The organism is Streptomyces spiralis (assembly GCF_014654675.1).
Classification (GTDB): Bacteria; Actinomycetota; Actinomycetes; order Streptomycetales; family Streptomycetaceae; genus Streptomyces; species Streptomyces spiralis.
The window spans coordinates 72,332-92,137 of record NZ_BNBC01000038.1 but is presented as its reverse complement, the minus strand read 5'-3'; the positions used below and the strand labels follow the sequence as shown (position 1 = coordinate 92,137).

Annotated in this window: 16 protein-coding genes and 1 pseudogene; 7 read left to right on the top strand and 10 right to left on the bottom strand. The window is 69.0% G+C overall.

Features of this window, described 5'->3' with window-relative positions; all coding sequences use genetic code 11:
* Positions 1-221 precede the first annotated feature (221 nt).
* Positions 222-728 (top strand): annotated as a pseudogene (locus IE318_RS31710) (cytochrome P450); the annotation flags it as partial.
* A 257-nt stretch (positions 729-985) separates the two neighbouring features.
* Here the strand turns inward: IE318_RS31710 and IE318_RS31705 are convergent.
* The 7 genes from IE318_RS31705 to IE318_RS31675 all read right to left on the bottom strand — a co-directional run bounded on the left by IE318_RS31705 (position 986) and on the right by IE318_RS31675 (position 10,368).
* The gene (locus tag IE318_RS31705; protein WP_229903868.1) at positions 986-2,224 is read right to left on the bottom strand and encodes an SGNH/GDSL hydrolase family protein; all 1,239 of its coding nucleotides are present in this window, start codon (positions 2,222-2,224) and stop codon (positions 986-988) included.
* A 5-nt stretch (positions 2,225-2,229) separates the two neighbouring features.
* Complete coding sequence (locus IE318_RS31700; RefSeq protein WP_189905877.1) at positions 2,230-4,593, bottom strand: glycoside hydrolase family 95 protein; 2,364 nt, start codon at positions 4,591-4,593, stop codon at positions 2,230-2,232.
* 119 nt (positions 4,594-4,712) lie between these two features.
* Complete coding sequence (locus tag IE318_RS31695; protein WP_229903867.1) at positions 4,713-6,044, bottom strand: glycoside hydrolase family 27 protein; 1,332 nt, start codon at positions 6,042-6,044, stop codon at positions 4,713-4,715.
* 32 nt (positions 6,045-6,076) lie between these two features.
* Positions 6,077-6,916, bottom strand: a complete 840-nt coding sequence (locus IE318_RS31690) for a carbohydrate ABC transporter permease (RefSeq protein WP_189905875.1) — start codon at positions 6,914-6,916, stop codon at positions 6,077-6,079.
* Between the two features lie 3 nt (positions 6,917-6,919).
* Entirely contained in the window at positions 6,920-7,897 is a 978-nt protein-coding gene (locus IE318_RS31685; protein ID WP_189905873.1) for a carbohydrate ABC transporter permease, read from the bottom strand.
* Between the two features lie 4 nt (positions 7,898-7,901).
* Positions 7,902-9,170 carry an ABC transporter substrate-binding protein gene (locus IE318_RS31680; RefSeq protein ID WP_229903866.1) on the bottom strand — a complete coding sequence of 423 codons (1,269 nt, stop codon included), beginning with the start codon at positions 9,168-9,170 and terminating at the stop codon, positions 7,902-7,904.
* Positions 9,171-9,213: 43 nt separating this feature from the next.
* A complete protein-coding gene (locus IE318_RS31675) occupies positions 9,214-10,368 on the bottom strand; it encodes an ROK family transcriptional regulator (protein WP_189905871.1) in 1,155 nt (384 codons plus the stop codon).
* A gap of 74 nt (positions 10,369-10,442) precedes the next feature.
* On the opposite strand from IE318_RS31675, the gene IE318_RS31670 reads away from it, so the two are divergent.
* The 4 genes from IE318_RS31670 (at position 10,443) to IE318_RS45415 (ending at position 15,595) form a co-directional block, all read left to right on the top strand.
* On the top strand, positions 10,443-12,506 hold the full coding sequence (locus IE318_RS31670) for an alpha-galactosidase (RefSeq protein WP_189905869.1): 2,064 nt from the start codon (positions 10,443-10,445) through the stop codon (positions 12,504-12,506).
* Between the two features lie 953 nt (positions 12,507-13,459).
* Positions 13,460-14,434, top strand: a complete 975-nt coding sequence (locus tag IE318_RS31665; protein ID WP_189905867.1) for an alpha/beta hydrolase — start codon at positions 13,460-13,462, stop codon at positions 14,432-14,434.
* An 80-nt stretch (positions 14,435-14,514) separates the two neighbouring features.
* Positions 14,515-15,027 carry a type 1 glutamine amidotransferase family protein gene (locus tag IE318_RS45420; protein ID WP_229903865.1) on the top strand — a complete coding sequence of 171 codons (513 nt, stop codon included), beginning with the start codon at positions 14,515-14,517 and terminating at the stop codon, positions 15,025-15,027.
* Positions 15,014-15,595, top strand: coding sequence for a GlxA family transcriptional regulator (locus IE318_RS45415; RefSeq protein ID WP_229903864.1), 582 nt, complete (start codon positions 15,014-15,016; stop codon positions 15,593-15,595). The genes IE318_RS45420 and IE318_RS45415 overlap by 14 nt, the downstream gene beginning before the upstream one ends.
* Here IE318_RS45415 and IE318_RS31655 read toward each other — a convergent pair.
* From IE318_RS31655 to IE318_RS31645, 3 genes are read right to left on the bottom strand one after another with little or no spacing between them, the layout of a single operon-like run.
* Positions 15,559-16,479, bottom strand: a complete 921-nt coding sequence (locus tag IE318_RS31655) for an NAD-dependent epimerase/dehydratase family protein (RefSeq protein WP_189905865.1) — start codon at positions 16,477-16,479, stop codon at positions 15,559-15,561. The two genes, IE318_RS45415 and IE318_RS31655, sit on opposite strands and share 37 nt — an antisense overlap.
* A 41-nt stretch (positions 16,480-16,520) precedes the next feature.
* The gene (locus IE318_RS31650) at positions 16,521-16,931 is read right to left on the bottom strand and encodes a hypothetical protein (protein ID WP_189905863.1); all 411 of its coding nucleotides are present in this window, start codon (positions 16,929-16,931) and stop codon (positions 16,521-16,523) included.
* On the bottom strand, positions 16,918-18,126 hold the full coding sequence (locus IE318_RS31645) for a saccharopine dehydrogenase family protein (RefSeq protein WP_189905861.1): 1,209 nt from the start codon (positions 18,124-18,126) through the stop codon (positions 16,918-16,920). The genes IE318_RS31650 and IE318_RS31645 overlap by 14 nt, the downstream gene beginning before the upstream one ends.
* A 70-nt stretch (positions 18,127-18,196) precedes the next feature.
* Between IE318_RS31645 and IE318_RS31640 the strand changes: the two genes are divergently transcribed.
* On the top strand, positions 18,197-18,772 hold the full coding sequence (locus tag IE318_RS31640; RefSeq protein ID WP_189905859.1) for a TetR/AcrR family transcriptional regulator: 576 nt from the start codon (positions 18,197-18,199) through the stop codon (positions 18,770-18,772).
* A gap of 107 nt (positions 18,773-18,879) precedes the next feature.
* Positions 18,880-19,806, top strand: coding sequence for an acetoacetate decarboxylase family protein (locus IE318_RS31635; RefSeq protein ID WP_189905857.1), 927 nt, complete (start codon positions 18,880-18,882; stop codon positions 19,804-19,806).

Below are 19,806 nucleotides of genomic sequence, written 5' to 3'. Positions count from 1 at the left end.
CCACGAAGCCTTCCTCGGACTCGCCGTCTGCCTGATCACCCACCGCCACGTCCAGAGGCTTTGTTAGGGCCTCTAAGGGAAGTCGGTGATCACGGCGAGGTGACGAAGCAGAAAGCAGTTAGAGTCGAGCAGCGCCATTCTTAGTACAGGCCACGCCTCCCACCTGCGACGGTGCAGCCGCGTGGTGTCCATCTCGCTGCGTAAACCGCTGTCTCGTGTGCCTGCTCCTGGTCGTCGCCGGCAACGAGACCACCCGGCACACCATCACCCACTCGATGCTGGCCCTCCTCCAGCACCCGGAGCAGCTCGCCCGTCTCAAGGACGACCCCTCCCTGATCCCTACGGCGGTCGAGGAGTTCCTGCGCTGGGCCTCCCCCGTCTACCACTTCCGCCGTACCGCGACCCGGGACGTCGAACTCGGCGGCAAGCAGATCAAGGAGGGCGACAAGGTCGTCATGTGGTTCGCCTCCGGCAACCGCGACGAGAAGGTCTTCGGCGACCCCTACGACTTCGACGTCGCCCGCCAGGACAACGACCATGTCACCTTCGGCAAGGGCAGCCCGCACCTGTGCCTGGGCAACCTGCTGGCCCGCACCGAGATCCGCATCATGTTCGAGGAGCTGATCCCGCGCCTGGCGGACATTCGCCTGGCCGGCGACGTGCCGCGCGTGCGTTCCAACTTCGTCAACGGCATCAAGAAGCTTCCGGTCGAGGTGACGCTCGCCTGAGGCACCTGCCTTCGGCTACCGCGGCGCGCCTCGTCGCGCCGGGTGCACGGGAGCAGCGGCACGGGAGAGGGGCGGTCCGGGAATGGGGACCGCCCCTGCCGCGTGGGGGCCAAAGGCGCTGTCCGACTGCGCCGATGCCTACACCGCTTCCGCGTTCACCGGTTCCTGGCCGGACTTCTCCAAGAGCAGGTTTCGCGGGACGAGGAGCCCTCCCCGCCGTGAGATGAACGGCAGAGGGCGGACTCGATCGTCCATCGTCACGGATGCAGGAGGCGCAGGTCGACAGCGTCGGCCATGGCCCGCATGCCCGCGTCGTCGGGGTGGATGTGGTCGCCCGAGTCGTACTCGGGGTTGAGGGCGGCGGGATCCGCGGGGTCGCGCATCACCCGGTCGAAGTCGATGACGCCGTCGAAGGCACCGCTGCTGCGGATCCAGCCGTTGACGCTCTGCCGGATCTCCTCGGCCGCGGGGGTGTAATAGCCGTTCCCCTTGTCGGGCATGAGGGTCGCGCCGATCGCGCGGACGTGGGCGGCGTGCGCCTGGTCGATCAGGGTGCGGTAGCCGTCGATCAGGTCCTGGGCCGTGAGGGGGCCGCCGTCCGGGCCTGCGTTGTTGCCGATGTCGTTGATGCCCTCGAAGAGGATCACGTCGCTGACCCCGGGCTGCCCGAGGGCGTCATGACGGAACCGCTTCAGCGCGCTGACGCCCTGCCACGGATTGGGTACGTCGGTCAGGACCCGGTTCCCGCCGATGCCCGCGTCGACGACGCTCAGTTTCTGCGGGCCCGGCTCATCGGCGAGGCGGCGGGCGAGGAAGTCGGGCCAGCGGGTGTAGGTGCCGGTCGTGGAGTGATAGCCGTCGGTGATGGAGTCCCCGAAGGCGACGACCGTTCCGTGTGCCGTCGCGGGCTCGACGTTGAGGCCCGCCAGGTAGTACCAGGACGTCGAGGCGGACGTGAACGCGGCGGCGCTGTCGTCGCTCGCATGGTCGCCGTTGGACACGTACGTGGTGTCGAAGGCGTCGGAGTGCCAGGTCGACGTCCCGGTGGCCTCGGGCAGATAGAGGCTGACGAGCAGGTTCTGTTCGGTCTCCACCGGGATCGGGACGGTGTCGCTGACAGTCTCCTCCCCTGCCGCGATCGTGACCTGGTCCGAGCCGCCGAAGGTGAGGTGCCGCGTCGTGCCGGGCTCGGCCGCGCCACCGCTCGCCTGGACGGCCACAACGGCGGCAGCCACGCGCAACGGCTGCGCGCTGTAACGGTTCGAGAGGGTGATACGAGCCTCCGAGCCTGCGACGCTGGGGTGCACCACCATCCGGATGGTCTGGTTCTCGAAGGACGGGCCGCCGGTCGTCATGCTGGGCGACCAGGCGCTGACCCGGGTCCCCGCGGACATGGCCGCGTGCGCGGCGCTCACGCCCATGAGAGGCATGGCGAGCGCCACCAGTACCGCGAGCAGCGCCCGCACCGGGCGTCCGTGCTGTTCGGTCACGTTCATACCCATCAGCCGACCAGTTCCGTGAGCGCGACCGACTCTCCCGGCCGCACGGTGACGTCCACGCTTCGACCGCCGGCGGTCACGGTGGTCGTCCGGCCGCCGACACTGTGCAGGGTCGCCTCGCGTATGCGCCCGCGCTCCCACCGCATGTCGACGGTGAAGCCGCCGCGTGCACCGGCGCCCTTGACCGAGCCGGACGCGGCCCAGGCGTCGGGCAGGGCGGGGAGCAGTTCGATGTGGCCGGGACGGGAGTACAGGAGCATCTCCAGCATGGCGGTGGGGGTGCCTAGGTTGGCGTCGATCTGGAAGATGGCGCGGGTGTCGGAGACCCGGTACATATCGAAGAAGTTCATGGCGGTTCCGGTGTCGGCGCCCGCCCACGGCTTCAGGTTCGTCAGCACCAGCTGATACGCGTTGTCGGCGTTCTTCAGTCGGGCCCAGCAGGCCGCCCGCCACGCGCACGCCCAGCCGTAGCTCTGCATGCCGCGCGCGGTGAGCAGCGCGGTCGCGCCCTTGAGCGTGGTCTCGTCGGTGTCGGGACGGATGCGGTCACCTGGGAACAGGTTGATGAGCGGCGAGAGATGGCGATGGGTGGTCTCGCCGAGGTTGTCCTCGCTCATCCACTCCTCCAGCCAGCCGGAGGTCGGACTGACCTTCGGTAGGTAGAGCCGGTCACGCAACTCCCTTACGACGGCGGCGTGTTCCAGGTCGCGGTCGAGGGTGCGGCAGGCCTGCTCGTAGTGGCCGAAGAGTGACCAGAGAAGCTCCTGGGTGTAGGTGATGCCGCGGGCATCCTGCGGCCCCTGCTCGGGCGACCAGTCGTGGTCGTCGACGAGGACCTCGCGCCCGTCGACGCTCATCGTGATCAGACGCGCCTCCCAGAACTCGCAGGCCCCTTTGAGCAGCGGCATGATCCTGGCCAGGTACCGCGCGTCCTGGGTGAACTCGTAGTGCTCGTAGAGGGATTCGCACAGCCAGGCGTTGCCCGCCGGGTGCCACCACCAGCCTCCGCCGCCGTACGGGTTGGTGGAGATGGCGACGGTCCAGCCGGCGACCTTCTCCGAGGTGTTGCGGAAGCGGTTGCGCGCGTCGTTGAACTGCTCCTGGGTGACCTTGCTCCAGACGGGAAGCTGCGCGATGCAGTAGTCCGCGAAGGCGTCGAATGTGTCTGGGACACCTGCCCGGTCGGGGAGCCAGTAGTTCATCTGGATGTTGATGTCGGTGTGGTAGTCGCCCATCCAGTCGGGCGTGTTGCCCTCCAGCCACAGCCCTTGCAGGCCCATGGGCAGGCTGTCGCGCGATCCGCAGATGGCCAGATAGCGGCCGAACTGCAGGTAGCTCGCCTCCAGTTCGGGATCGGGCGATGCTCCGTCGGCAGCGCGGGCGGTGAGCCGGGACCAAGTGTCGAGCTTTCGCTGCTGCCCGGTGGAGAAACCCAGGTCGAGGGTGAACCGGTCGTAGGCGGAGCGGTAGTCGGCGACATGCGTGTCACGGAGTGTGGTGCCCGAACTGGTCGCTGCGGCAAGGGCCTTGGACTTGGCCAGGTCCAGCGGGTCGGCATCCTGGTCGCGGAAGCCGGCGGAGTGGTCCGGCGCATAGTCGGTGCCGCCGCTGAGCACGATGACGACCTCGGTGCAGTCGGTGAACGTGACCCGGGATCCGCTCGCGGTCACCGTGCCGCCGTCCGCGCTCGCGGTGACCGCGGCTGCGTAGCGCAGGTCGTTGGCGAAGGCGGCACTGAAGGAGGCAAGGTGGCGGGCGGTGTCCGCGGTGGTGGTCTCGCCGTGAGTGCCGGAGAGCACCATGCTTCCGGTGAGGGTGCCGCCGCCGCTCTGGCTGAGCCTGATCACCAGGGCGTCGTCAGGGGCGCTGACGAACATCTCCCGCACATAGGTGACCTTGCCCTTCTTGTACGACGTGGTCACGAGGCCGTTGCTCAGGTCGAGGGCGCGCCGGTAGCCGGTGACGTCGGAGAAGTCGTGGCCCGGCAGGCTCAGGGTGGCTCGGGCCAGCAGCGTCATACTGCCGAAGTCTTCACGTCCGTACGGGAACTGGCCGTCGGAGTCGAGAGTGCTGTTGGCGCCGCCGGTCCACAGTGAGCCGTCGGTGACGTGGAACAGCTCGCTCGCGGGGTCGCCGCCGACGAGAGCGCCGAGGCGGCCGTTGCCCAGCGGCAGGCCCTGTTCGATGAGCAGGTCCTCGTCGGCGGGCTCCGGGTACCACAGGGTGGTCGCCTCGTCGGCGGGGACGAGCGGGGAGGTGGCGGGGCGGTTCGGTGCGGCGTGGGCGGTGAACGCGGGAAAGGCGCTGAAGGCGGCGAGGGCGGCGCCGAGGCCGAGAACGGTGCGGCGGGACGGTCCGGTGCTCATGGGGCGGGTCCTTCCGTACGGCGACGAAACGGCGAAGAGGCAGCGAAGAAGCGCTACCGAGGGGGCCCTGCGCGGCGGCCGCGCAGGGCCCGGGAAACACAGCGGGAAACGCCCCCGGACTACGAGATCTTGATCAGCCGGGAACCGTGGGCCGGAACGGACGACGCGGTCCACGAGCGCTTGAAGGAGCCGAGGTTCTCGCGGGCCACGACGTCCCGCAGCCGCTGCGGGCCGTGCAGACCCAGGTCGGTGAAGTTCACGCTGATGTCGGTGGCCTCGGAGCCCATGTTGTAGACCGCGAGGTAGGTGTCACCGCCGACGGTCTTGGTCCACACCTGCGTGTCACCGTCATGGACCTGCTTCGGCAGGACAGCGGCCTGGTCGACGGCGATGACCTCGGGGTTGGTAAGGATCTTCTTCGCCGTGTCGTCGAGGAAGTAGATGTCGCCGCCGACGTACAGCGGGGACGACGCCATCGACCAGAAGGTCATGACGGACTGCCGCTCGGTGTCGTCGATGCCGTCCTGGAGGCCGCTGCCGGTGTTGTTGTTGATCGGCATGGAGTCGAGGTCGGCGAGGTAGTGCGGGGCGTCCAGCTTGTCGAGCCACTTGGGCAGGTCGCTCCAGCGGTCGTCGACGGAGCTGGTCCAGGAGCTCGTCGTCTCGCAGTAGCACTCCACGTCGGTGTCGACGCGCACGCCGTTCGCATACGGCTTCAGCCCGTCGGCGGCCTCGAGGTCCACGGGCCAGGCACTGGCGGACAGCCACATCTTGCGGCCGCTGTGGTCGATCGCCGTCGACCAGGCCTTGATGTCCTCGACGTTGTCCTTGGTCACGCCGTCGATCTTGATGAAGTCGACGCCCCAGGCGGCGTAGCGGGCGACGATGGAGTCGATGTACTCCTGGGCGCAGGGGTTGGAGTAGTCGATCTTCCAGTTGCCGCCCCACTTGTTGGTCGCGGTCAGCGGCTTCACCGCGATGTCCTGTACATGACAGTCCGTACCGAGGATCGGCGCGTTCTTGTTGTAGACCTCCTGCTCCAGGCCCGCGGCGCCGTAAAGGCCGAGCTTGAGGCCCTTGCTGTGCACGTAGTCGGACAGCGAGGCCATGCCGCTGGGGAAGCGCTCCTTGTCGGCGTCCGGAATGCCGTTGGCGTCGGTGTGGAAGTTCCAGTCGTAGTCGAAGTTCCAGCCGGCGTCGATGTTGAGGTTCTTGTAACCGGCCGAGGAGAGCTTGCTGCTCAGCGCGTCGGCGGCGTTCTTGATGTTGCCCTCGTTCAGCCAGTGGGTGCCGTAGCCGTCGCGGGAGGAAGACTCCACGCTCCAGCTGCTCCAGCCCATGAAGGGCTTGACGTACGGGGTCCTCGCCTCGGCCGTGCCGTTCGACAGGGCCAGCGAGAGCGGGAGCGCGCAGGCGGCGAGCAGTGCGGCGCGGCGGGTGCGGGATCTCACGGAAGTGCCTCCAGGTTCCGACGAGTGGGGAGTTACGACTTGAGACCGGACATCGCGATGCCCTGGACGATGTGGCGCTGGGCGACCAGGAACATGACGACGAGCGGCAGGATCGCCACGGCCGTGCCCGCGAACAGCTCGGGCAGGTTGACCGTCTGCGAGGTCAGGAAGCTGGACAGGGCGATCTGCACGGTCCAGCTGCTGGGGTCCTGGCCGATCATCAGCGGCCAGAGGAAGGAGTTCCACGCCTCGATGAAGGAGAGCGCACCCAGCGAGGCGATCATCGTGACCGAGTTGGGCAGGATGATTCGTCCGTAGACGCCGAGGTAGCTGAGTCCGTCGAGGCGGCCCGCCTCCTCGATCTCGGCGGGGAACGATGCGTAGAAGCTACGGAAGAGGACGACGGCGAACGCGTTGAACAGACCCGGCGCGATCAGGCCCCACATGGTGTTGACGCCGCCCATCGAGCCGACGACCACGAACGTCGGCAGGAAGGTGACCGCTTGCGGAATCATCAGTGTGCCGACGATCAGCGACAGCACGACGGCCCGTCCGGGCACGTGGATACGGGCCAGCGCGTACCCGGCCATCGAGGCGAGCAGCGTGGACACCGGCGCCGTGATGACCGCGATCAGCAGGGAGTTGACCAGGGAGCGGCCGAAGGGGCGCTCCGGGTTGTCGAACAGGGCGGTGAAGTTGTTCCAGTTCAGCGCGGAGGGCAGCCAGTGCCAGTCGGTGGCGGTGACCTCCGGCGTCGTCATGAAGGCGTTGCGCAGCAGGACGTAGAACGGGATGAGGAAGACGACGGCCAGCAGACAGAGCACCACATAGGTGGCGATGGATGCGGCGACGGTGCCTCGGTATCGGTTCATGGTTCAGTCCTTGTCGCCGGCTCGGGAGAATCCGAGGATCCGGCCCTGGAGCAGGGTGACCAGCACGATCAGGAGGGTGAGCAGGAAGGCGCCGGCCGAGCCGACGCCGTAGTCCTGGTCCTGGAGCGCGACGCCGTAGAGGTGCATGAGCGGGGTGCGCACGGGCTCGCTGCCGAGCGAGGCGCCGGTGGAGAAGATCGCGTAGAACTCGTCGAAGGCCTGGAGCGCGGCGATGAGCATCAGCAGGAGGATCGCGACGGAGGTGCTGCGCAGCATGGGGAAGGTGACGCTGCGGAAGGTGCGCCAGGGGCCCGCGCCGTCCAGGGCCGCGGCCTCGTACAGGTGCGGCGGAATGGCCTGGAGTCCGGCGATGAACAGGATCATGTACAGGCCGACCTGGAGCCACAGGCGCAGCGTGACGAGGACGATCCAGTACAGGGGCGGGCTCGTGGTCTGGATCCAGGGGGTGGGGTCCACTCCGAAGAGTGCGCCGAGGGTGTTGGCGAGTCCGGACGGCACGCCGCTGAACAGGGCCATCTTCCAGATCATGGCGGCCGCTACGTAGCTGACGGCGGCCGGCAGCAGGAACGCGGTGCGGAAGAAGGCGCGGCCGCGCTTGACGCGGTTGACGAGGACGGCGAGGCCGAGGGACGCGGCGAAGGTGACGGGCACGATGAGCGCGGTGAACAGCACGATCATCGTGAGCGAGTCGCGGAACCGCTCGTCGCTCAAGAGCTGCCGGTAGTTGTCGAAGCCGACCCAGTTGCCGAGCGAGATGGTGCGGCGGGCCTCGCTGAAGCTGAGCAGGAAGCTCCAGCCGATCGCGACGTAGCGGAAGACGCCGAGGCCGATGAGCATCGGCGCGGTCAGGACCACGAACGCGAAGGCCTTGGACTGCCGCTCGGTCAGCCGTCTGCGCCGCGTCGCCGTGACGGGCGCCGGACGGGTCTTGTCCAGGGGCCGGGTGCCGGTGACGGTCACGGCCTCAGCCCATCTGCTTGTCGAGGTCGGACTGGGCCTTGGCCTGGGCCTTCTCCAGCGTCTTCTCCGGCGCCGCGCCCTTGGCTATGTCGGCGGCCGCGGCGATGAAGCCGGCCTGCATGGCCTGGGTCCACTCGGCCGGGAAGGAGACGCCGTTCTTCGTGCCGATGGCGACGGCGTCCTTCGCCGCTCCCTTGCTCAGCTCAGGAGTCCTGGCGGCGACTTCGGTCTGCGGCGGCACGTGGAAGCCGTACTTGACGGCCCAGTCGATCTGGATGTCCGTCTGCTTGATCCACAGCCACTGGAGGTACTTCTTGGCCTCGTCCTTGTGCTTGCTCTTGGCGTTCACGGCCTGCGTCCAGCCGCCGAGACGGGCGACCGGCCGGCCGTTCTTGTCGTACGCCGGCCAGGGCGCGACCCCGAAGTCGTCACCGAGGGCCTTCTCGATGGTGGGCAGCGCCCACAGGCCGCACCACTGCATGGCGGCGGCGCTCTGGGTGAAGGCGCCGGCGTCGTACCAGTCGGTGGTGAAGCCGAGCAGGACCGACTTGTCGGAGTGCAGGTCGCGCAGGCCGCCGATGGACTTGGCGGCGTCGGCGTAGACGACCTTGTCCCCGTCGATCAGGTCCTTGCCCTGCGACCAGGCGAGCAGATAGGGGCTGTCGCCGATTCCGTCGTTGCCGATGAAGAGGCCCTTGACCCCGCCGGTCGTCAGCTCCTTCGCCGTGTCGACGAGTTCGGCGAAGGTGGTGGGCGGGGTGACGCCCGCCTTCTTCAGCAGCGACTTGCGGTAGTAGAGGACCATCACGTCGTCGATGGTCTTCATGCCGTAGAGCTTGCCGTCGACAGTGAGGTAGTCGAGGTCGGCCTGGTTGAAGCCGTCCTTGGCGGAGCCGTAGATGTCGTCGAGGGGTTCGAGCTGTCCCTTGCGGGCCATCTCCGCGCGGAAGTCGCCGAGTTCGAAGATGTCGGGGGCGTCGGCGCCCAGCAGCGCGGCGTTCAGCTTGGTCTCGTACTGGGAGGTGTCCGCGCCCCAGACGACATTGACGGCGACGTCCGGGTTGGCCTTGGTGTACTCCTCGGCGTACCGCTTGACGGCGGCCTGCGTCCCCTCCTCCCCGTACTGGTGGTACCACTGGGTGAGGGTGACCTTGGCTCCCTTCGCGGCGGCCGTGCCCTGCGGATTGCTGGAGCAGGCGACGGCGGAACCGGCGACGAAGAGCAGGGACGTGCCGAGGAATCCCCGGCGGGACAGGGCGGAACGAGCAGACATGGCAGGGTCCTTCCGGGGACAGCGGCTCGCAGGTGGGTAAGGCTCAGGCGGCGAAGAGGGACTGGATGCTGACGGCGGCGGCGCCGCGCGCCCACTCCTCCCAGGGCAGCGGGCGCACCACGAGCGGACAGCGGGCGGCGGCACCGAAGGCCTGGCGGGTGAAGGCGGCGCGGATCTGCTCCTCGAAGAGGTCGTACGCGGCCAGGCCCTCGCCGGAGACGACGACCCGCTCGGGCCCGACGAGGTTGACCATGGCGGCGAGGCCGAGGCCGATGGCCTGGCCCGCCTCGGCGAACACGGCGCGCACGGCGGCGTCTCCGCCGTGCGCGCGGTCGATGGCTCCGGCCATGTCGAGCGCGGGGTCGCCCGCGGCTTCCCGGGCACGGGCGACGATGGCCTCCTCGGAGGCGATCGCCTCGACGCAGCCGCGCCCTCCGCAGTGGCAGTCCGGACCGTCCCCGGCGGCGACGGGGATGTGCCCGATCTCGCCCGCCACCCCGTAACCACCAGGCACCAGACGCCCGTTGACGACGAGTGCGCAGCCGATGCCGACACCGACGGTGGCGAGGGCGAAGGAATCTGCGCCCACCCCCTCGCCGAACCACTGCTCGGCGATGGTCAGCGCCTTCACGTCGTTCTCCACGGTGACAGTCGCCCCGGTCACGTCGGCGACGAGCCGAACCAGCGGGACGTCACGCCAGCCGAGGAACGGGGAGTAACGCACAACGCCGCCGGGTCGGTCGACGTCACCGGAGACGGAGACGCCGATGTGGTGCGTGTGCGCGGCGTACTCGCCGGCCACCTGCCGCACCAGCTCCGCGATGCCCCCGACGACCTGTTCGACACCGCGCCCGGACAGCGGGATCCGATGCGCGGCCCGCACCTCGGCCCTCAAGTCCGTGACGACTCCGATGAGTTCGTCGGCGGTGACCTTCACCCCGACGAAGAACTCCCGGTCGGCGCGGACGGACAGCGGGTGCGCGGGCCGGCCCGCCCCCTCGGCGGTCCGCTCCTGCTGCGGCATCTCCTCCAGGTACCCGGCCTCGATCATCGGCTTGACCGCCTTGGTGACGGCGGCGGACGAGAGACCGGTGATCCGGGCGATCTCGGGACGGTTCACCGGCCCGCGCGTCAGCACGGTCGTGAACACCGTGTTGGCCGCCGGAGACGTGAGCAGCTGCGCTCGGTTCAGCAACATGGCTGAAACGTAGGGGGAATAATTTCCTTCGTCAATATTTAAATTCAGGGAGTTCGGACCTAGGCTCCTGCCCCATGTCACAGGTGTCCTTCGACGCGTCCAGTCGCACGTTCCTGCTCACCACTCCTGCCACCGCGTACGCGCTGCGTCTCGCCGACGACGACTCGCCACGCCATGTGCACTGGGGAGAGCCGCTCACCCTTGAGCAGGTCCGCACGCTCCCCACGTACGACGGCGTCACGAGCAGCTTCGCCTCGACAGGCGGTGAAGAGCTGGCAGTCGAGGGCGGCGCACGCTTCGGCGTTCCGTCGCTCCTGGTCCGGTACGCGAACGGGGCACGCGGAGTCGAGTGGGCCTACGTGAGCCACGAGATCGCCGGGAACGGGAACGCGCTGCACCTACGGCTGCGCGACCGGCACTACCCGCTGGGCTGCACCCTGCACTACACGGTCCACGAAGACTGCGACGTCATCGAACGCTCCCTCACGCTGCGGCACTTGGGTCCGGACGACGAGGCACCGATCGAGATCCTGCGCTGCGACGCGGCCGCCTGGTCGGTCCCGGCCGCCGGGGGCGTGCGTCTGAGCCACACCGTCGGCGAGTGGTCGGGCGAGACGCAGCTGCGGCGCACCGAAGCCCCGTACGCCGAAACCGTGTTCACGAGCCGACGCGGCGTGTCCGGACACTTCGGCAACCCGTGGTTGATGGTGGACGCGGGCGACGCGAACGAGGAGCGGGGGGCCGTGTGGAGCATGGCCCTCGCCTGGTCCGGGAGTTGGCGGATCAGCGCACAGCGGGACCACACGGGCGGCCCGTTCACGGTCACAGGCGGCGCTGGGCACGACGGTCTGACGTGGCGCCTTCAGCCGGGCGAGAGCCATCGAACTCCGACTTTCGCCGGGCAGTTCAGCACCGGCGGCTTCGGGGGCACGAGCCGCGGCTGGCACCGTTACGTGACCGCGCATGTCCTGCCGCGCCCCGACGACGTGCGCCCCGTCGTCTACAACAGCTGGGAAGCGACCGGCTGGGACGTCACTCTGGAGGGCCAGCGCAAACTCGCCGAGCGCGCGGCCGGCCTGGGTGTCGAGCTGTTCGTGGTCGACGACGGCTGGTTCGGCGAGCGCACCAGCGACACCGCGGGGCTCGGCGACTGGCACCCCAACCCGGAACGCTTCCCCGACGGCCTCGGCCCGCTGGTCGAGGAGATCCGCGGCCGCGGCATGCGCTTCGGCCTTTGGGTGGAGCCGGAGATGACCAACCCGGGCAGCGACCTCTATCGCGCCCACCCCGACTGGGTGCTGCACATGCCGCACCGCCGCCGCACCGAACTGCGCAACCAGCTCGTCCTCAACTTCGCCCGTACCGACGTCACCGAGTGGGCCTTCAAGTGGCTCGACCGGCTGGTGGCCACGTACGCGATCGACTACCTGAAGTGGGACATGAACCGGGCCTTCACAGAGGCCGGTTGGCCGGGCCACAAAGACGCCGAACGCCTGTGGACCGACCACACGCATGGCGTGTATACGGTCATCGACCGGCTGCGCGCCGCCCATCCGCGCCTGCGCATCGAGGGCTGCGCGGGGGGCGGCGGCCGCGCCGACCTGGGGATGCTGGCCCGCACGGAGCAGATGTGGATCTCCGACAACACGGACGCCGTCGACCGCACCGCGATCCAGCACGGCTACAGCCAGATCTACCCGGCCCGTACCATGTCCGCGTGGGTCACCGACAGCCCCAACCCGCACACCGGCCGCACCACTCCCCTCGCCTACCGCTTCCACATCGCGATGGCCGGCGCCCTCGGTATCGGCGGCGACGTCTCCCGCTGGTCGGAAACCGAACTCGCCGAGGCCCGCGCCCTGGTGGACCTCTACAAGGAGATCCGCCCGGTGGTGCAGTTCGGCGAGCAGTACCGCCTCGACGACGCCGTGCAGTACCGGGCGGGCGACCGGGTCGTGGTGATCGCCCGCGGCGAGCGGCGCAACCTGCGCCTGGCCGGCCTCTCCCCCGACGAGGTCTACGTCGACGACGCGACCGGCGCGGAGCACCACGCGGCGACCCTGCTCACGCACGGCCTTCCGCTGCTGCTGCCGAAGGGGGATCTGCCGAGCACGGTGGTGCGGCTGACGCGGTGCTGAGGCGATAGCCCATCCCCCCGTCGGCCAGGTCGTCCCGTCTCGGCCGAAGAGGTCCTGGGTGCGCCGGTGGACGTCGAACAGATCTACCGGCGCTCGAAGGGGCCCAACGCAGCGAACTGGCGGGCGAGCTGAGTCCGGTGCTCGGCGAGATTGAAGGGCTCCGCGTCAGCCTGGCCGGCGCCGAGTCCAAGATCAGCCAGATCGATACGGCGTCCCCGGTGGCCTGGTGAACCTCGGCCTGGCCGCCCTGCGGAGGGAACGACGGCATGCGACCGAGTAGGGCGCCCTACGAACCTCTGGGTCCGTTCGTCGGGGCATCGGCAGCTCACGGCAGCAGGCACTCGCGCTGCGGATCGAAGCAGACGCGGCGTACCTTTCACTGGCGCAAGGGGCAGAGGCATTACCCCGGCACGTACTGGTCGTACACGACACGAAGCCATGTGATCTACGAGTCTCGGCTGGAGCTCGCGCGGCTGTTGTGTGCTGACTTCGAGCCCTCGGTGCACGGCATCGATCCGCCCACCAGGAAGCTTCCGGCGCCGACTGTGAACAGAGGATGGCTTGCAGAAGACCCAGCGCCGGCCCTGCCGGTCCTGCTCAGTGCGCATGCGGCATAACACTCCCACCCGCATCACCGACTGCGATCAACGCCGGCGAGGCGGATCCTGTAGGGACGAGGAGCCTTCCGCCGGAAGTGCGCCATGTCCATTCACGAGCAGCACCCATGGGCGGAGCCGCTTTGCGCTGCGACTGGGGCTTGCTGAGGGGTAGAGCCCCCGTCGGGCCGCACTCCGGGGCTCCTGTTCCCGGCTCGTCCGTTTTTTCATCAGACCGCACCTCAGAAAGGGTGTCGCCATCACCTCGAAGAGAGTCGTTCGCGGCACTCGGCCTGGATGCGGACCGTCCGTAGCGTCGATGAGGCAAGCGACCGGCATTCGAGGAAAGGACCAGCGATGACTGACCTTCCAGCCCCCACCACGCCGTACCTTGAGCCCGAGGCCAAGAAGCTCGCCGACGACACCGACCCACACCCGCGGATCTACGAGCTTCCGCCCGAGCAGGGGCGCAAGATCCTCAGCGACCTGCAGAGCGGCGAGGGCGTCGAGCGCCCGGACGTCGACGAGGAATGGGTCGACGTCGACGCCGGCGAGTGGGGCACCGTCCGCACCCGCATCATCAAGCCCAAGGGCGCCACGGGCCCGCTGCCCGTGGTCTTCTACATCCACGGCGCTGGGTGGGTCTTCGGCGACGACAAGACCCACGACCGCCTCTTCCGCGAGCTCACCATCGGGGCCGGTGCCGCTGGCGTCTTCCCGGTCTACGACTGGGCGCCCGAGAAGGGGTACCCCACGCAGGTCGAGCAGAACTACGCCGTCGGCCAGTGGTTGCAGGAGAACGGCGCCGACCACGGCCTCGACACCTCCCGCGTCGCCGTCGCCGGCGAGTCGGTCGGCGGATGCATGTCCGCGGTCTTCGCGCAGATGAACAAGGACCGCGGCGGGCTCGCGCTCAAGGCACAGATCCTGCTCTACCCCGTGACCGGGCCGGACTTCGACACGCAGTCCTACCACCAGTTCGCGGAGCACTACTACCTCACCCGCGACGGGATGAGGTGGTTCTGGGACGCGTACACGACTGACGAGACCAAGCGCGAGGAGAAGTACGCCTCGCCGCTGCGGGCGACCCTCGAGGACCTCAAGGGGCTGCCGCCCGCCCTCGTCATCACGGCGGAGGCGGACGTCCTGCGGGACGGGGGCGAGCTCTACGCCAACAAGCTCCGTGAGGCCGGCGTCGAGGTGACGGCCGTCCGCGTCAGCGGGACAGTCCACGACTTCATGCTGTTGGACAGCCTGCGGGACACCCCGGCCACCAACGTCGCACGGAAGCTGTCCGTCGACGCGCTGCGAGAGGCTCTCCACCAGGAGTGACCGCAGCCAGGAACTTGGGCGGCAGACTCGACAGGTCTGCCGCCCATCGCTGCGCCGACCACGGACTTCGAGGAGACACGATGAGCCCGAGCGCGACAGGTCCACACGTCGACGAGACCGGAGCGCGGGTCGTCGGTGAGGTCGGCCTGCTGGAGTACGACGACTGCCAGGTGTCGGCGATCCATGGCCTTAGGGACATCTTCCGTGTCGCCAGCGAGTACGCCGTGGAGTCGGCCGGCCCTCCGAGCGTGATCCGGGTCAGCACCTGGGCGGTGTCCGCCACCGACGACGGGCCGGTCATGGTTTGCACCTCGGACACCCATCCTGAGCTCGCGCACCGGCTCAGCCACGTCATCATCCCGCCGAGCCTCGTCGTACCCGAGCTGATGACGTCGGTCGGCGAGCTCACCGACTGGCTCGTCGGACTCCGGTCCGAGGGCACCACTCTCTGTGCCGTGTGCGCCGGCGTCTTCGTCCTCGCCGAGACCCACCTGCTCGACTTCCGGGATGCCACGACCCACTGGGCGCGCCGAGGAACTGGCGCGCCGACACCCGAAGGTCCGGGTGGACGCCTCACGCATGGTGATCGATGACGTCGACATCATGACGGCCGCGGGAATCCTGGCGTGGGTCGACCTGGGCCTCACCCTCGTCGACCGGATGCTCGGTCCCAGCGTGATGCTGCACACGGCACGTTTTGTCCTCGCCGACCCGCCGCGCCGGCGGCAGTCCCTCTACCCGGTGTTCACGCCCCGACTCCAGCACGGCGACACCGACATCCGCGAGGTGCAGGCCCGACTGCACGCCTGCCTCCACGAGCCCCACTCCGTCGAGCACCTCGCGCCGACAGCAGCCATGCACCCGCGCACCTTCCAGCGACGGTTCAAGGAGGCTACGGGCGTGACGGTGACGGAATACATCCAGGCGGCGTGCATCGCGAAGGCACGCGAGCTGCTGGAGCTGACCAACGAGCCGGTCGCCCAGATCTCCCGCAGCGTCGGCTACCCGGACGTGTCGAACTTCCGTCGGCTCTTCCAGCGCGCCACGGGAGTCACGCCGTCGGAGTACCGGAGCCGGTTCGGCATCGCGGCACGAGGCAGCCGACAGGAGGACCTGTCGATGGGTCAGCCGGCGAGGATCCGCTCCACTCCCTCCCGGTAGCTCGTGACCTGAAATTCGGGAAAGCGGGCCGCGAACTTCGAGCTGTCGAAGATGTTGTCATCGCGGTAGCGGGCGAGCAGCTCGTACATCTCGTCGAGCGGCTTGACGAAGCGGCGCCCGAGGCGGAAGGCGAGCATCGGCAGCACTGTGTAGCCGATTCTGCGGCCGGTGACCTCGCCGGCGATCTCGATGAGCTGGGCGTAGGTCTGCCGGTCCGGGTCGACCGGCAGGTGCCACGTCTGGCCGTAGGCATCCGGCGTGTTGCCGAGCAGGGCGAGAGCGCGGCTCGCGTCGGGGGTCCAGATCAGGGAACGCTTGGCATGGGCCTCGACCGGGACGAACGGCCGCTTGTCCGCCTTGATCCGGTCGAACACCAACGAGTTCGTGTAGCTCTTCGTGCGGCCGGGGCCGTAGAACTCGGGCGCGCGGCCGATCAGGGCTTCGACTCGTCCGGCCCGCATGGCTTCGAGCAGCATGGTGGCGATCTGTCCGCGGACCCGTCCCTTGCGTCCGCCTGGTGCGAATGCTGTCGACTCGGTCTGGGGCGTCGGCGTTCCGGGATACATGTAGGTGTTGTCGAAGAAGACGAGCTTCGTGCCGTGTTCGGCGCAGGCGTCGATGACGTTGCGCATCATGACGGGGAACTGTCGCTCCCACAGCTCCGAGTCCAGGGGCAGGCCGACGGTGAGGTAGGCGATGTCGCTGCCCGCGACGGCACGGCTGGTGGCGTCGGCGTCGGTGAGGTCTGCGGCCATGAGCTCATCAGTGTCGTTCACCCTCGACGGCTTGCGGCTGACGAGGCGGATGTCCTTGGTGTGGTTGCGGTGGAGCTCGTTCACGAGCTCGTCGGCGATCGGTCCGCCGGCGCCGAGAACGGTCTGCATGGGGTCTCCTTGAGGTGGATGGTGCGGGTGGCGACGGCAGCTCAACTGCGAGGAGTGTCGTGCCACCACGTGACGATGCGGTCGACCACCGTGGCCGGGGTGCGGACCCAGCCGATGTGGTCGTTGGTCGAGCCCGGGGGCGCCTGGTCGCTGGTGCAGTGCCAGCGTGTCACCGAGATGGACGAGAAGAGGCGATGAGCCAGGTCGTCGACTGCCGCGACCGGCGACAACGTGTCGTTGCCCAGGCTGATGACGAGGGCCGGTGTGGTGATCGGCCGGTCGACCGCGTACGGCGGTCGGCCGGTGAGCACCATGCGGGCCCATTCCCGCATCAGGGTGCGCGCCCCGGGGCCGCCGAACGCCGGCTTGGGGAGGTAGCCGAACACCGCTGTCATCGCCGGCGATATGAGAACGATCGGCGTGCTGGTGCCGCCCTTCTCAACGTCCGACATGGGTCGCCGTCTGCGAGGTGATCACGGTGAAGGAAATGCCGGCGTCGCCGAGCCGGCGCAGCAAGTTCTCTCCCATCGCGGTGGCGGTGGTGACCTGGCCGGCGGTGGGCGGGTTGTCGTCGAAGGCGAGGCACAACGCCGACTCGGCCAGCATCTTGGCTGTCTCGGTGTAGCCGGGGTCTGCACCGCTGACCTGGGTGTGCACGGTCTGACCGCCGCCCTCGCCGATGATGTCGACGGTGAACCACGTGCGATCGCGCCGCTCCGCCGACGGCCCCTCGCCTTGGGGGATGCGACGGCCGATGGCGCGGCGCAGGAGCGGGACCTGCACGGCTGCCAGGGCTACGGCGGAGCCGGCAAGTGCGCCGGCGACGGTCGCGACGCGTCGGGCCCCGGCGTAGTGGGAGTAGGTGAAGTCGGGCCCGTAGTCCGGGCGAGCGAGCGCGGAGCGTCGTACGACGTCGGGGTCGATTGTGGGCAGCGGGATCAGCCAGGTCCCGAGCGTGCGGTCGCGACGGGGGCGGCCGATGCGGGTGCGGACCTGTCGTCCGCGCGGTCGCGGCTCGAGACGGCGGCGTCCGGCCGCGGCCTGCAGCATTGCGCGCGGTCGCGACAGCTGGCCGAGACCGGAGTGCAGCGTGCCGCCGGAGATGGTGGCGTTGGTGCGGACCACTCCCCGCAGGGTCACCGGCACCCCGGCCGGGAGCTGCTGGACGGTGAAGAGCACACCGAGGTCGTGCGGGATCGAGTCGAAGCCGCAGGCGTGGACGATGCGAGCACCGGTCCGCTCGGCGGTCGCGTGGTGCTCGACGTACATCCGGTCGACGAACTCGGGCTCGCCGGTGAGGTCGACGTAGTCCGTGCCGGCCGCAGCGCAGGCCGCGACCAGTGGTTCGCCGTACTCCAGGTAGGGGCCGACCGTGGTGATCACGACCCGCGTGGACTCGGCGACGCGGGCCAGGGACTGCTCATCCGAGGAGTCGGCGTGGAGCAGCGCAATGTCGTCCAGCTGCTGGTTGATCCGGAGGAGACGGTCGCGAACGGCATCCAGCTTGGCCTGGTTGCGTCCGGCCAGGGCGAGCCTGGCTCCGGGAGGGAGATGGGCAGCGAGGTACTCGGCGGCCAGAGCGCCGGTGAAGCCGGTGGCGCCGAGGAGTACGACGTCGAAGGGGCGCGAATGCGTGCGTGGGGACATCGGGGCTCGGTTTCTCCGGACGTGCGCTATGTTTACAGTGCTCACAAAGCGTAGGAGGGCGAAGTAAGCAGTGTCAACTTCAGAGAAGAGCGGCTACCATCACGGCGATCTGCGGGCGGCACTGCTGTCGACCGCGATGGAGATGCTGGAGGCCGGCGAGCCCTTCTCGCTGCGCGCCGTCGCACGCCGGGCCGGCGTGTCGCCGACCGCGCCGTATCGCCACTTCAAGGACCGCGACGCCCTGGAGTCCGCGCTGGCCGTCGAGGGTTTCCGGGAGCTGCTGGCCGACCTGGGCGGCGGGCGCGGCCTGCCCGCCTCGCTCCCGGACCTGGCCGAGTTCGCCGTCGCCTATGTCGCCTTCGCGCTGCGGCGCCCGGCTCTGTTCCGCGTGATGTTCGGCAAGCCGTGCGACGACGCCGACGACGAGCGGGTCAAGGCCGCCGATGCCCTTCACGACCTGCTGGCCGACGCGCTCGACCACGTCTTCCCCGACGCGGACGCCTCGGCCCTGGCCTCGGCCGGCTGGGGGCTGGCCCACGGGCTGGCCTGCCTGTACCTCGACGGCAAGCTGCAGGCCGCGTCGGGCGAGGAGGTCGCCGACCGGGTGCGCAGCGCCTTCCTCGCGATCACGTCGGTGGGCTCCTGACGCGCACCGTCCGCCCGTCGCGCGCCTCACATCCTCCATTGTTGACGGTGCTCACATTCCGGTGTCACGCTCGGTGTTAACGCCGCTTACATTGGAGGAGAGCGTCCATGGCATCGACCACCAAGCCGACCGACCGGACCGTAGAGGTCGATCTCGGGGGGCGTCTCGTCACCGTCCCGGAAGGCGGCCTCTATGACCGGTTCCGCATGGACACCGACCTCGACGAGGTGGAGCGGGACCCGCGGGTCAGCAGTGTCGACTTCTTCCGCCGGATGCCGAAGAGCCGCGTGGACTCCCGCATCGGACCCACGCTGACGCCGAACTTCTACTACCGCATCTCCACGACCCGGCTCACGATGCTCGCGCCGACCAAGGCGATCCGGACCCGCCTGCCCCGCGAGCTGGACCCGCTCGAGATCGCCCCGGGGCTCGGCATCGTCTCCGTGATGGCCTTCCGGTACGACGTGTGCGACATCGACTTCTATACCGAGGCCGCGGTCGGCGTCGCCGTGAAGCCGGCGCGGCACGGTGGGCTGGGCCTGCTCGACCTGGTCACCGGACTCAAGAACGACTCCCTGCACTCTTATGTACTCTCGCTGCCGGTCAACACCGAGATCGCGCAGGTGCGCGGCCACGACGGCTACGGGTTTCCCAAGTGGGTCACCGAGCTCGACGTCGACATCGACACCGAGCGCACCTCCGTCAGGGTCGCCAACGACCAGGGCGGCCTTGACCTCGCCATGTCGGCGTCCACCCCGAAGCAGACCGCACGGCCCACCGGCGCACACGTCTCGACCCTGACCTCCTACACCACGATCGACGGCGCCTGGCACTCCACGACCAGCCAGATCAACATGCTCTCCTCGGGCACCACGCGGTTCCCCCGCGGCCTGGACCTGCAGCTCGGTGAGGGCCGGATGAGCGACGACCTGCGCTCGCTGAAGCCGATCCGGACGATCCAGCTCGACGTCACCACCGAAGGCCAGCTGGCGCTGCACATGCCCGTGCCCACCTCCATCCAGGACCGGAGCTGA